This is a genomic window from Microseira wollei NIES-4236 (assembly GCF_020521235.1).
Taxonomy (GTDB): Bacteria; Cyanobacteriota; Cyanobacteriia; order Cyanobacteriales; family Aerosakkonemataceae; genus Microseira; species Microseira wollei.
Genome location: NZ_BLAY01000233.1, coordinates 1 through 12,286 on the forward strand (window position 1 = coordinate 1; position 12,286 = coordinate 12,286).

General features: G+C 43.4%; 18 protein-coding genes. 3 read left to right on the top strand and 15 right to left on the bottom strand.

The features are described 5' to 3' along the window. Positions 1-124: 124 nt before the first annotated feature. The 5 genes from MiSe_RS43225 to MiSe_RS43245 all read right to left on the bottom strand — a co-directional run bounded on the left by MiSe_RS43225 (position 125) and on the right by MiSe_RS43245 (position 4,120). Complete coding sequence (locus MiSe_RS43225) at positions 125-433, bottom strand: hypothetical protein (RefSeq protein WP_226592492.1); 309 nt, start codon at positions 431-433, stop codon at positions 125-127. A 255-nt stretch (positions 434-688) separates the two neighbouring features. After that, the gene (gene ssb, locus MiSe_RS43230) at positions 689-1,081 is read right to left on the bottom strand and encodes a single-stranded DNA-binding protein (protein WP_226592494.1); all 393 of its coding nucleotides are present in this window, start codon (positions 1,079-1,081) and stop codon (positions 689-691) included. Between the two features lie 229 nt (positions 1,082-1,310). Further along, the gene (locus MiSe_RS43235; RefSeq protein WP_226592496.1) at positions 1,311-1,724 is read right to left on the bottom strand and encodes a hypothetical protein; all 414 of its coding nucleotides are present in this window, start codon (positions 1,722-1,724) and stop codon (positions 1,311-1,313) included. Next, positions 1,721-2,656 carry a tetratricopeptide repeat protein gene (locus MiSe_RS43240; protein WP_226592498.1) on the bottom strand — a complete coding sequence of 312 codons (936 nt, stop codon included), beginning with the start codon at positions 2,654-2,656 and terminating at the stop codon, positions 1,721-1,723. The genes MiSe_RS43235 and MiSe_RS43240 overlap by 4 nt, the downstream gene beginning before the upstream one ends. 27 nt (positions 2,657-2,683) lie before the next feature. After that, on the bottom strand, positions 2,684-4,120 hold the full coding sequence (locus tag MiSe_RS43245; protein ID WP_226592500.1) for a helix-turn-helix domain-containing protein: 1,437 nt from the start codon (positions 4,118-4,120) through the stop codon (positions 2,684-2,686). Positions 4,121-4,429: 309 nt separating this feature from the next. On the opposite strand from MiSe_RS43245, the gene MiSe_RS51635 reads away from it, so the two are divergent. Then, positions 4,430-5,566 carry a peptidoglycan DD-metalloendopeptidase family protein gene (locus tag MiSe_RS51635; RefSeq protein ID WP_264196971.1) on the top strand — a complete coding sequence of 379 codons (1,137 nt, stop codon included), beginning with the start codon at positions 4,430-4,432 and terminating at the stop codon, positions 5,564-5,566. On the opposite strand, the gene MiSe_RS43260 is transcribed toward MiSe_RS51635, so the two are convergent. From MiSe_RS43260 to MiSe_RS53355, 4 genes are all read right to left on the bottom strand, one after another. After that, positions 5,553-5,756: a hypothetical protein gene (locus tag MiSe_RS43260; RefSeq protein ID WP_226592502.1), complete on the bottom strand. Its 204-nt coding sequence runs from the start codon at positions 5,754-5,756 to the stop codon at positions 5,553-5,555. The two genes, MiSe_RS51635 and MiSe_RS43260, sit on opposite strands and share 14 nt — an antisense overlap. Positions 5,757-5,791: 35 nt before the next feature. After that, a complete protein-coding gene (locus MiSe_RS43265) occupies positions 5,792-6,397 on the bottom strand; it encodes a Uma2 family endonuclease (RefSeq protein ID WP_226592504.1) in 606 nt (201 codons plus the stop codon). Positions 6,398-6,606: 209 nt separating this feature from the next. Next, the gene (locus tag MiSe_RS43270; protein WP_226592506.1) at positions 6,607-6,918 is read right to left on the bottom strand and encodes a hypothetical protein; all 312 of its coding nucleotides are present in this window, start codon (positions 6,916-6,918) and stop codon (positions 6,607-6,609) included. Positions 6,919-7,370: 452 nt separating this feature from the next. Further along, a complete protein-coding gene (locus tag MiSe_RS53355) occupies positions 7,371-7,499 on the bottom strand; it encodes a winged helix-turn-helix domain-containing protein (RefSeq protein WP_226592525.1) in 129 nt (42 codons plus the stop codon). 273 nt (positions 7,500-7,772) lie between these two features. On the opposite strand from MiSe_RS53355, the gene MiSe_RS43280 reads away from it, so the two are divergent. Then, entirely contained in the window at positions 7,773-7,964 is a 192-nt protein-coding gene (locus MiSe_RS43280; protein WP_226592508.1) for a hypothetical protein, read from the top strand. Between the two features lie 48 nt (positions 7,965-8,012). Here MiSe_RS43280 and MiSe_RS43285 read toward each other — a convergent pair whose 3' ends face one another. From MiSe_RS43285 to MiSe_RS43300, 4 genes are all read right to left on the bottom strand, one after another. After that, positions 8,013-8,855 (bottom strand): ATP-binding protein, encoded by an 843-nt coding sequence (locus tag MiSe_RS43285; protein ID WP_226592510.1) that lies wholly within the window; start codon positions 8,853-8,855, stop codon positions 8,013-8,015. Between the two features lie 30 nt (positions 8,856-8,885). Further along, entirely contained in the window at positions 8,886-9,233 is a 348-nt protein-coding gene (locus tag MiSe_RS43290) for a hypothetical protein (protein WP_226592512.1), read from the bottom strand. 78 nt (positions 9,234-9,311) lie between these two features. Then, positions 9,312-9,716 (bottom strand): hypothetical protein, encoded by a 405-nt coding sequence (locus tag MiSe_RS43295; RefSeq protein WP_226592514.1) that lies wholly within the window; start codon positions 9,714-9,716, stop codon positions 9,312-9,314. Between the two features lie 2 nt (positions 9,717-9,718). Further along, entirely contained in the window at positions 9,719-10,621 is a 903-nt protein-coding gene (locus MiSe_RS43300) for a hypothetical protein (RefSeq protein WP_226592516.1), read from the bottom strand. Positions 10,622-10,840: 219 nt separating this feature from the next. Between MiSe_RS43300 and MiSe_RS43305 the strand changes: the two genes are divergently transcribed. Beyond that, entirely contained in the window at positions 10,841-11,326 is a 486-nt protein-coding gene (locus MiSe_RS43305) for a helix-turn-helix transcriptional regulator (RefSeq protein WP_226592519.1), read from the top strand. A gap of 29 nt (positions 11,327-11,355) precedes the next feature. On the opposite strand, the gene MiSe_RS43310 is transcribed toward MiSe_RS43305, so the two are convergent. Then, on the bottom strand, positions 11,356-11,778 hold the full coding sequence (locus MiSe_RS43310; protein ID WP_226592521.1) for a type II toxin-antitoxin system VapC family toxin: 423 nt from the start codon (positions 11,776-11,778) through the stop codon (positions 11,356-11,358). Further along, positions 11,778-12,014 (bottom strand): DUF2281 domain-containing protein, encoded by a 237-nt coding sequence (locus MiSe_RS43315; protein ID WP_226592523.1) that lies wholly within the window; start codon positions 12,012-12,014, stop codon positions 11,778-11,780. The genes MiSe_RS43310 and MiSe_RS43315 overlap by 1 nt, the downstream gene beginning before the upstream one ends. Positions 12,015-12,286 lie beyond the last annotated feature (272 nt).

Genomic DNA, 12,286 nt, shown 5'->3' on the forward strand with positions numbered 1-12,286 from the left:
CCCACTAACCGTTGGGTTTCTGATGGTTGCTTTTCTATGTATTCTCTCAGTTGACTCATTTTTGGCAAGGTAAAACTCTATTTTACCCCACGCGATCCCTGGATAGTTTGTTTGTTGGAGAAGTCTATTGTATTTGCCACTGATGAGTTGGCGTTGCTTCTTGTCCACCCACAACAATTGTTCTTTCCACAGTCAACAACATTCGATGATTGGGATTGGCATCGTTAGGCTTGAAAATGTTGAGGCGACCCGATACAACATGAATTGCACCCACTCCCGAATTATTGAGGGCAACGGCTGCTTCCCCATAAGACTGGAACCCAATTGGACGCACTGGGAATCCCCCTCGGTCGTAATACTTGAAAGCAGCTTCTCCAGAAACCATCAAAGTTCCGTCAGTAGTATGGGAAGCTTGAAGGGAATTGATCCTCATATCATGTTCGGTAGCAACGGTTGTGTAACTGCTAATTGCTAATCGCTAATGGCTGCTCTGGAGACAATTAGCAATTAGCAATTAGCAATTCGCCATCCATACACTACCGATACCTAAGGACATGATATCACTCTTAGTTGTGCGTTATTCATTGTATTTTACCTCTATCGGTTCAAAAACTCAAGCGCTTGGGCGCTAAAAAATACTCCCTACACTGTAGGAAAGTGTAGGGATATTTTAAGGGGTTTGGTAATTTTAGAAATCGTTTTGGGCAGTGTTAGCTGTTTGTTCTGCCTGGTTGTCATAATTTGAGTTAGAGTTGGGGTTGGAGCCTAGCAACTCCAGATGGTTAACCCGCATCACAGGTTTAACTCGTTGCTGACCCGTAGTGAGGTCGATCCACTCATCTAGCTTGAGTTCACCTTGAATGCCAATTAAGCTGCCTTTATCTGTGTAATTAGCAGCAACTTCGGCAATTTTACCCCAAATTTCCAGCGCTACCCAATCCGGTTCTTCCTCTTTTTTGCTGGTGCGACGATTGACAGCTAGAGACAGTTTTGTGAGGACAGCACCACTTTCAAAATATTGGGTTTCCGGCTTTTGACCCACGGGACCAACCAGGTTAATGACGTTTAAATTGTCTGACATGCTCCTCTCCATTTGAATGCTATCATTACCTGCGCGACAGCGCTAATCATGTCGCAATAATTACTGTGCGACAGCACCAATTGCCTATCAAACCAAAACTAAAGAAATCCCACCAATCCAAAGGGGATTGATGGGAGAATTTCTTAGGTAACTTGCATTTTGTCAGCCAGGATAGCAGCTAGCGAGTGATGTTCCATCTTGTTTCTGCCTGAGATGTTGTATTCACTAGCTACTTGAGCTTGGTTTTACTCAGTTTTAAAAGGTGTTGCTCTGTAACTAAAGTAGAATCTTTTACCAAGTCATCGATTGAACTATCTCCGGTTAACTCAGCATCTTCTACTGCTTCCAAAGGAGTCGGCGAGGATATGTTTCTAGGTTCATCTCTAGAATTTTTCCTCTTTTCAACAGTTGCTCGATCAACATCTAATTGTAATGGTGATTCAAACACCTGCTCTACCTCTGGGTCAATAGGAGGATCTATATTTTCTAGAGCCTCCCCCATGTCCTGCAAGTTGGCTATATCCTCTAAGATTGTTCTAGCCTTTTCTGGAAGCTCAGAGAAGACAAGAGTGGCATTGGATTTGTGGATAGAGGAGCGAAACTTTGCACCAGCTTGTCTGGTGTTGGGAAGCTCCAGGGTCAAAAGATTGCCTTTGACAGCAATTTTTCCTTGAAAAGAGCGGCACGATCCCGTACAGAGGTAATTTCAGTACCAGCAACACGCTCAGATTCACTTGCTAGTTTTATAGCCTCTTCCTTGTTGCCCTCTACCTCTGCTAACTCAGCTAAACTTAGTAGTACAGTAGCCATTGTATCATTGCGACTAATTTCTTTGCTGAGTAGGAGGCAGTCTTGATAGTAACGTCTAGCTTGCTCATAATCTCCTTGTAGAAAGTGCCATTGCCCCAAATTTAGCAGTGGGTTTGCTTGATAGTAGCGATACCGACTTCTCATATTAGGATAATCTTCTAGTAAAATTTGATAGGTTTTTAGAGATATATGAAATTGCTGATAACTCGCATAAAAATCTCTCAAATCAAGATACACGCATCCAATAACATTTGGTAATTCTGCTTCATAAAAAGCCAATTTATCATCAATAGGTATTTGATTACGTTTGGTATTCAAAATTTCCCTAGCTTGATGATAATACTCCAGAGCAGTTTCCCATTGCTTTTGCTGATGTGCCAATACTCCCAAATAGCGTAGCAACCTACATTCTTTTAAAAATTCTTTAAGCAATTGATACTTCTGTAGCGATTCCTGGAAATATTGCTGGGCATGGACAAAATCTTCTCCTTCCATGTAAGCCCAGCCCAGTTCACTTAATAGCTGTGCTTGAACCTTGACATTATTTACATGTCTAGCAGCTTTAAGAACGATATTACCGCAGCGAAAATAATCGTTCCAGTAACATTCAAACCATAGTTTTCCACTAACTTTTTCCCAGACCTTAAATAGTAATTTGAATGAATCCTCACTTTCATCATCTTGTGATAAACACATCTTGGCGAACCCGCTCAAATCACTAAATAGATTTGCTCTCTCTTCTTGTAATGTTAAATCTATATTCATAATTACCTTTCCATTTAATTGTCTGGATTAGTCAATATCGTACTTCCATTTTGCTATCTGTTCCCATTCTTGAAGTGACAGTTGCCACTTATCTACCAATCCTCCTCGCAAGCTGCGTCTTACCCAAGGATGCAAGTTATATCGCAGTTTACCTTTGGCATCTGTTTCGTCTTCAATCAAATACCATCGCCTCAGTTCGCGCCGCGTTATACTCCAGTCTGACTCCTGTACCTGTCTGGCGCCAGACAATTCTTCCTTAGTCACACCTGCATCAGAGTTTCCCATGTAACGGAGTACGTTCTTAGTTACATCGCTAATTCGTTGCCAAGCTGTCTTTAGGGAAAATTCGTAAATTTTTTCAACTTCTCCGCTAGCTTGTTCTAGTGCCGACAACACTGGCTCCAATGTGCCATCGTCCAAGACACGCCCAACGATAAAATGTAATGCCAGCGGAGCGCCGCAAGATAAATGATAGATTTGTTGAAGTTGCTCTGTGTTTGCTTGCAGTATTGCAGGTACATTTTTGTATTTAGCTTCATCTTGCAACAACTGGTAAGAGCAGTTCTCTTCCAAGGGCGGAATATTAATCAGTCCAACATAAGACGCATTGGTTTGGAAGCGACTGGTTAGTAATACCCGACTGGGGTTAAGCATTTCATTAAGTTTGGGTAAAATATCCTCAAGTTGTGCAGTTTCAGCATTGTCTAATACAATTAGCCTCTTTTCTTCTTTAATGCGCTGGTGAACTCGCTTTACCGAACAGCCATCTAGTTGATGGGCAATCTCTTGAAGTAACTGATTCCAACTAAGCGCCTCATCTCGTTCTGACTGGCTGATTTTACCATCTAAAAATTCAGTGTCTCTTGCTTTGACCCATAGCACATCAGCAAAGAGATCCTTACGCACTGCTGCCATAGCAACTTTACAGGCTACTTCTGTCTTGCCGTACCCCGCACTACCGCATAGAGAGAGGATAGGTGCTTCTTGCGGATCGTTTAGGCGGTGTAACAATTCTTCGCTGAAACTGTCTCTTCCCCACACCTTTCGGCATCGTAAATTGGGAATCCACACCCCACGCTGGTATTTGTTGCAGCTATCACTTAGCTCTGGTAATGAAATGTTTACTACCCCTTGTCCGTTTGAGGTATTGTTGGCAGTCGCCGCCTCGTCTAATTTTGATTTTGATTTTGATTTCTGTTCTTCGAGACGCAGGCGCTGTTCTAGCACGGATCTGAGATTCCTTTTCGTGACTGACTCACCTAATGCTGCCGTAAGGAGCGTCCACAATTTGGCGCTGACTTCCTTAACGTGACTGTCGTTATAACTATGGGAATCAGCTATTTTACTGAGTGTTTTACCTTCCAAAGCGCCTTGAAGAACATATATTTGCAAATCATTTAATTGTTTCCCGCTCTGCGCCACAATTAATCGTTTAGCTAGTTCTAATGCCGCTTCGACATCCATAGCTTTGGTAAAGACAGTTTTGTTCTATTATACTTCAGCTTTAGCTGAGTTTTCCCGACTGACCCGTCCAAACCCGTCTTTTTCCGACCAAATTACCCCACTAAAAGGCCGACTATAAGCGACCGACGAGTGCTTTAGTCACTGTTATTGTTTAGTTGTTGGTTAATTCAATTCAACTAACGCACAGGTTTCGCTAATCCATGAAGTCCGCAATAAGTAAGGAAAAGATGGATTAAGCGAAGCGCATAACTTTGGATTATATTTCTCAATGCCAACACAGAAACGAACGTTACAACAGGAGTTAATCCTATGCCTTTACCAATAAAGGATTCCGAATGGGATCGAGCTAGTGGCGATAACATTTTATTTGATGGAAACACCTCCAATGGGGAAAGTTCAGCCGAAGTCAAGCAAGTCTTTACAAACTTATCTACAGCAGTTTTAGGGCAGTCATATCGGATGACAACTGGTTATGCCTACGACCAAAGTTATCACGATTATTATGGAAAATGGCACGCTGGCATTGATATCGGTGCTTGGGCAGGAACTTCGGTACGAGCTGCTCTTGGTGGTACAGTTGCTTGGACATGGTCTTCTGCCACTGATGGAGCATTTATCGGAGTTAATAGCAGCGATGGTCGTCAATGGGTTTACGGTCACTTGCAAGGAATTGGAAATTGGCGACAAGGAAGTTCTGTCAGTGCAGGGCAACTCCTCGGTCAAATTGGCAATCAATCAGGGGCAAATCACTTGCACTTAGAAGTGCGGACTCCGCCTTTCCAAGGAACTGGTGGCTCCAGTCCAAACCGAGACTTTATCTTGAATGCTACCATGAGTCCCCTGCAAGCCTTTTGGCAATCTCGTGGAGGTACTACTCCAATCGGCACTCCCACACCTGGCAATGACAATATTACAGGAGGTGCAGGTAACGACTTTATTAACAGTTTAGGAGGAAATGACACGGTAACTGGAGCAGGAGGAAATGATACCCTTAGAGGCGAAAGTGGCAATGACCTTCTCTATGGCAATGACGGTAATGATTTATTATTTGGCGGGACTGGAAATGATACTGTCATTGGTGGAGCAGGTAACGATGTTTTAGATGCTTTTTACTATAGTGGCTTGAGCGGAAATGGGGAAGTTGACTACTTACGCGGCGATGCAGGTACAGATACTTTCGTCATCGGTGGTTCTTACGGAAAAGGCTACTTAGGTAGTAGTTGGGCTGTCATTCAAGATTTTTCAAAATCGCAGGGTGATAAGATCAAAGTCCAAGGAAGCCTCAGTCAATATCAATTGCGTTCCGGTAGCCAATATGGCTATTCCAGCAATGATACAGCCATTGTTTTGAGTAGTAATCCTAATGAAGTTTTGGCTGTTGCATTGGGAGTTTCGTCATCTAATGGCAGTATTCAACTCTCAACTAGAGATTTCATAACCACATAAAGCTCAAACTACCAACTGTTAAAAACTTGGTTGCCAAAAGGCGATCGCTTTTCTCATCCGTGAAGCGCGATCGCCTTTTTAGCTCTGCAACCATCAATCGATTCTCTTCTAAATTCGGGTTGCTTTTGACGAGCGCTACTGTCATCTCACGAGCTAAATTCAGCAAATCCTTATCATCCAGTATATTCACCAAAGCCAACTCCGAAATTCCCGACAGAAGATCGCCTAACGAGGAAGAATATCATCAAGGCGAAGTTGCAAGCTCTTTAGCAGAGGAGAAATAATCAGTTGACCCAGCCGAAATTGTTGCTGGGTGTAATCTTCGTCAATCAGTTGACAAACAGTGAAAGTCGGTTGTTTCGGTTTACCGATAAAAGCCACTCCCCCCAAGCCGCGATAATCAACAATCCAATACTCAGGAATTCCTAAAAGGGCATATTCTTCAACTTTACGGGCGTAATCTGTTTCCCAGTTATTGCTGACAACTTCTACCACCAATTTGATCGATCGTCCCAGCGTAATTACAGGTTCTCTTTCCCATAAGGGTTCGCTGCTGAGAACGGTTTCATCTAACACAACAATATCGGGACGGCGGGCGGTAGCTGCCTCTGCGAAAGGACGAATTAAACAAGTGCGGGGAATGAACCAGGGGAGTTTTTCCGCAGTAATGGCAATGCCGATTTGAGTTGCCAGTTTGCCCCCCACGGTTTCGTGGGGTCCGCTAGGTTCCATATCAACTAATTCTCCGTCAGCGAGTTCATAGCGGGGGTTGTCACGATATTGCTCCAGAAATGTTTCAAAAGTTAGGATTTTTTGCGCGGTGTAAGCCATTGGTAACCTCTCAAATTTTCGCTGGTTATATTAGACTTCTCCAGACTATAAATCCAGTGGCAATCGCTTTAATATTAGCAGATAAATTTAACCTTAAAAAACCTATACATCTGCTATTTAATCCAGAAAAATAACTGACAAATGCCAGGGATTTTTTGACTCACTTCTCTGCCCAATAGTGACAAATTAAACTTGATTTTGGCTCACCCTCATCCACAGGAATAGTGCGGATGAATTGCACAAAGCATCGAACTTTGAATCACAGCAGCACTTAGGGCATAATCAGATAAGGCGATCGCATCCACTTCATCATGCGCCATATTCCCAATGTGCGCTTGCCAACAAGGGTGTTGGTCAAAAATGGAGATAATATTGCCCAAAGCCATCTTAATGATATCAGCTTCCGCCATTGTCCAGTAGGCTGCTGTCGCGTCTTTCCCAGTCACCCCAAGTGACTTACGCTCTCCAACGAGTTGAGGATACTTAGGAAGAAACACACCACGCCCTGTGAGACTACGCACATAGCCTAGTCCAAACTTTGTCCGTTGGGAAATTTCTGATATTCCCAAAACACGAGGAAGGGTATCGTTAGCTTCTTTAATAATTTGGCGTTGAAATTTGGCTACACCCTTGTAGGTTTGCTTCCATCCTTCTTGGCTAGTTTTGGCTAGACTTCTTCATCGGTTAATCCGTTATTAATTGCGATGTTATGAACATCACTATGAATAACTTGCCAGGAATATATCACTACATAACTCAGTAAAATAGCTAGCAATCTCTTCAGTTTTAGCTCGCTCAGTTAATTTCAAATATTCTTCACCTGTGATTACATCCACCCAGAGAAGTTTATTGAATTTATTCCGTTTCCGTTGATTACTGGGAATTTGTGGACTGCTATTCTTTTGGGCCCAAGCATAGAACAAGCTTCGACGGTCATCAACTGCAAATTCATCAAAAAAGGTGATTTTTTCACCTACTTGCTGGCATAACAGTTTTTTTTAAGAGTAGCCATAAACTCTTGCTGACGTTCTTTGTCGGCATTAGCATAGTCCCGATGTGCCTTTTGATGAGATAATTTTAGTGAGTCTAGAATTTCATAGATGCGGCTATCTTTTAATCAAACACCCCATCTTTGTTCAATTACTCTGCTAATTATTTTACCCAGATAAATGTATCTATTTATACCATAGTCTGTTGGGGTGGATTCTAAAAGCATTCTTTTAAGTTCCATCTGCTGTTCCTCATTTAAACGAGATGGAACTTGGTGAGTAATCTGTTTGGTTAGTTCTAGCAGTCCACCCTTTAAAAGCGGGTGTAAGTCCAGTGCAAGTTGCTAAATGGGTGGGAAATTCACCTGAAATAATTATGACGCATTATGCGGGGACGCTCAGGCGAGTTCAAGTGCCTAATTTTTAATGGTATGAGCGATCGCTCCTCTATTTTCCTGCAAGAGTGGGGAGCGATCGCTCCTGAAGCTATTTATTCATCATCTTTGTCTTCAGCATCCCTTGCCAGAAACCCGGTTTCTTCGTCGAGATCTAGTTACCTAAACCACGATTTTTCCTAGAAACCGGGAATATTAGCGCAAACACTACTGACAATAAGGCGATCGCGTCTAGCCTGATTGAACCTCATGATTATTGTTATCGGAAGTCTCAGGATCTTTTGTCTCTTTTTCCTTCTTAGCTAAAGCCTCCTTCAGCTTTTTTTGTACTTCCTCTTCTTCCTCTGGTGTTAACTTTTCAGATTCAGGACTAGCGTTAATCCTTGCCGCCTTAATGCGGTCAACAGACTCAAGCAGATCCCTGAGTTCAACATACTCCTTGCCTTGACGAGCAACTCTCATTGCTGCATCGATGACGGCATTCTTGATATCTCTACCACAAACATCTTCCACCTGTGCAAGTCGTTCTGGGGACACATCTTTTGCCAGTGGCATTTGTGCGGGAAGATGTCGTCTCCAAATCTCTCGACGGCAGGTTTCATCTGGCATGGGAAAACGCACATTGCGAACCCGTGTTTCAAATGCTTTGTCGTAGTTTTCTACCAGATTTGTGGATAAAATCGCAACGCCTCGAAAGCGCTCCAAACATATAAGTAACTGGCTACGCATCGAGTTGATGGCTTGCTCCGATCCTTGCGTAACATTTGTTAGTCGCTTGGAAAGCAAAGAATCTGCTTCGTCTATAAATAGCAAAGCATTATCTCGCTCTGCTGCTTGAAAGATTGCCTCCACATTCTTTGGTCCTTCGCCATGATACATGCTCTCTATTTGAGCATAGCTGGCAACTAAAATTGGGCGCTTGATTTTGGATGCGATCGCGTGTGCTGCCAGCGTCTTTCCAGTTCCTGGCTTACCGTGAAAGGGACGCTCAGGCGAGTTCAAGTGCCTGAGTTTTAATGGTATGAGCGATCGCACTACAGTTTTATTACGGGAGTAGGGTGCGATCGCTTGCAATTGAACAGACGCAAATCTGATTGTCAGGTTCTAACACCCATTACCATTCATAACAACCAATCGTAGCCTGTTCTTCAAGTCATCGGATACAGGCAGTTTGCCAATTTCAGTCAATAGTTTGCTGTGCTGCTCATTTTGTCGTCGCTGGCAATAAACTTTCACCAGGAAATTATCAATACCAACTTTAGCTACAGCATCAGCAACTAAGCCTGCAATTCCGAGAACGGCTATACCACCGATCATTCCAAATGGGCCGCCAAGTGCTGCAAGTGCAGTTGTGAGAGCCGCACCACCGGCAAAACCCGTAGTAGCTATTGCAATGGCTAGTAACACACCAGGCAGTCCCAGGGCTGCCACTTTTCTAATCACTTCATCCATTTTGAATTCCTCCTGAAATTAAGTATGTAGGGTGGGCATCGCCCACCACAAACCTTGCAACTCTGACGCAAATTGGGATTAAAACTCCCATTCATGGCCTGGATCGTCAAGGGCAGCTCTGACTGAGGTTAAATCAGCGAGTTCCTTGAACGGACTAGACTTTGCTATTTCTGTAATTGAATGCAGGGCTAAGGTTAACTGGCTAGTATCGCCCTTTGCTATTGCCTCATCGACTTTACTAAACAGAAAGCGAAAGTTTTTAGCACGTTCATCGAACGAGCGATCGAGATACTTTATCAGAGCATCACGATTGGCTTTAATCTGAGCAACGGTTGCTTTTTCCCAAGCTTCGATGCCACGCCGTTTAGTTTGTTCTTCCTCTGCAACTATCTTGTACTCGGTGTAGGCTTGAACAATATCGCGCAAGCATTCAGCAGCGGAGCCTACACCAATAACTTCTACAGGAACTCTCTTGGCTGTCATGTCTATTTGCCTGGTAAGTTACGGTATTTCTCTAGGATGGTTAAAGTGCCGAGGTTGAGCTTGCCTTCACCGTTCAAGACTGGGGTTTTCAAAATTTCTACAAGTCCCTTCATAAGAATTGCTACTTGTTGAAACTTTTCGGCATCCCTGTTTGAATCAAAAGGTTGAGATTCAAGTTCATCAAGACTTGCAACAGCGCGAGTGTTAATAGAGTCAAATACACCCCGCAACTCAGTAATACGCCGTTTTACTTGTTGCGAAAAGTCTTTTGCAACGTTAATTTCTGCGATCGCTTTGTTGACTTGGGCTTCGTACTCTCGCGCCTTTGTCATGGCTTTCTCACCTTCACGAGCAGCAAAAAAGCCCCCGATCGCTAAAGCTGGTAAAACAGTGATGCCGCCTAGCACAGCAGCACCCACAGCCATACCACCACCACCCGCTGCGATCGCTCCACCGCCAAACCATGCTAAGGTTGCATTCCAAGCTGCTGCTCCACTGAGGCTGGAGATAGCTGTTCCCGTACTTGCTGCTCCTATTGAAGTAGCAACACCAATAGCACCACCGTAACCTGCTGCGGCTGCTCCAGCGGATTTAACACCAGCCATGAAATACTTTTCTGCTCCTATAGCCGCAGCTTTGTACTCCTGGATTTGCTGAACTGAAAAGTCCATCCCTTCTAAAAGCCGCTTCTCGCTTTCAGAAGCTTTCCTCCCAGTGCGCTCAAGGAAGTCAACAAAGCGCTTAATTGTGCCTCTTATGACGTTGAGTTGGAGTTGACCATATTCTTCTGCCAACTTGTTCGTGGCTGCTTCCTCTCTTTTCAACTGTTCAACAGCACGTTCGTATCGCTCTTGCGCTTCCTTGGCAAGTTTATTAGCTTTCTGACCAGGGTAAAATGAAGGCATTAAAAGACTCCTAACCGTAGTTTTTAGCAATCTTAAGAACAGGCGATCGCAACTCGCACGCACCCCTCAACCTGTTGCCATCTACGTATTTACACGCGGACATAAATCATTTATCTGTCTTCATTTAGACTATCCCTCGCGCAGTCTAATCGCAATCTAATAAGTATTAGGATTTATGTTAGGATTAGAATAGGAAATTTTTTATCGAGAATTTAGGCAATGGCATCCATTGACGCGCAGTTTGCCGAAGCCGCAAATAACTGGGATTTAGAAACTCTGTACGCAGATCTAGCATCGGCGAAGGGGAAGCGTCTGACACCCGTTGAAAAGCTGCATCTGCGGGGATTGCTCTGCGGTTACAGTCCCACTGAAATAGCGGAAAGGTTGAATAAGAGTGTTAAGGGGATTGGGGTTGACTTTTCTAACACTCTGTATTTATATGTTAAAAACCTTGTGGGCAGAGGCGATGAAAAGGTAGAAAACTGGAGGAATATTACTGAATGGCTTGAGGAAGCGGGATATAAAAGTCGCTCCTCTGCTCAACTTCAATTAAGTGATTATTTACCAGTGGAATTTTTAATCAAGAGAGCCAATATCATTATTGATAAAAATCAAATAGTAGTTGACATTAACATCAAAATATTACCCTCATCACCGTCAGAACCTCCAGGAATAGAAGATATAGATACAAATGCTAAGGTTTGATGGTTGCGATTAGGGGTGGGATCGCCTACCTAAATATCTTCAGGCATAATCACAGGAACGATCTCATTGCGATTTTTGCGGTAAATTATAAAATCGCTGTCCATAGTTAACACAGAACTTACTGAATACTGTTCACACATCCGCACTAAACAAGCATCAGCTAAAGACATTGGTACAGACTGGTAACGGGTAAGCAATTCCCCTATGCGAGTAAATTCTTCATTCAGGTGAAAGGGTATATGGATCGCGCCAGTATTAACTAAGGAAATAAGTGCTTCCTGACCCCCATAAACATTCCGTAACAGAAACAATGCTTCTGAAACAACGGCTTCACAAGTCAATAAAGGGGAAGCGATTGTAGCCAACTCCGCTGTTACCCAGTTGTGGCTGCGATCGCGGCGATCGATCGCAGCCACCAATGGCCCTGTATCTAGTAATACCCTTTGCCTCATTAATATCCGTAGCCTTCCATATATTTTTTGTTAGTTGAAAGGTCACCTGGCCCTTCTACACAGCCAATAAACTTCTCAGCCACGGTCAAAACTGATACTGGTTGCCCCTCGTTTTCACTTGGTAAGTCTCTTTTTCGCATTTGTGCTTGCAAAAACTCGACAAAATCAAGCACTTCTTGCTGTTTTTCCAATGGCAAAGTATTTAGCTTTTCTACAATTATTTCTTGAACAGTCATAGCGCCCTCATCCCAAGTCTTGTATTTAGTAACATTATGGCAGATGATAGACCGAGTAGGCGGTCAAAGTTTGTGCAGGCTTTTATTAGTAACATTATGGCAGATGATAGACCGCGCAGGCGGTCAAAGTTTGTGTAGGCTTTTATTAGTAACATTCTGGCAGATGATACCAAATTCTTATAGACCGCGCAGGCGGTCAAAGTTTGTGTAGGCGCGACTTTAGTCGTTTTAGGTGCGTTACCCTATCGCTAACGCACCCTACGCTCGTATTT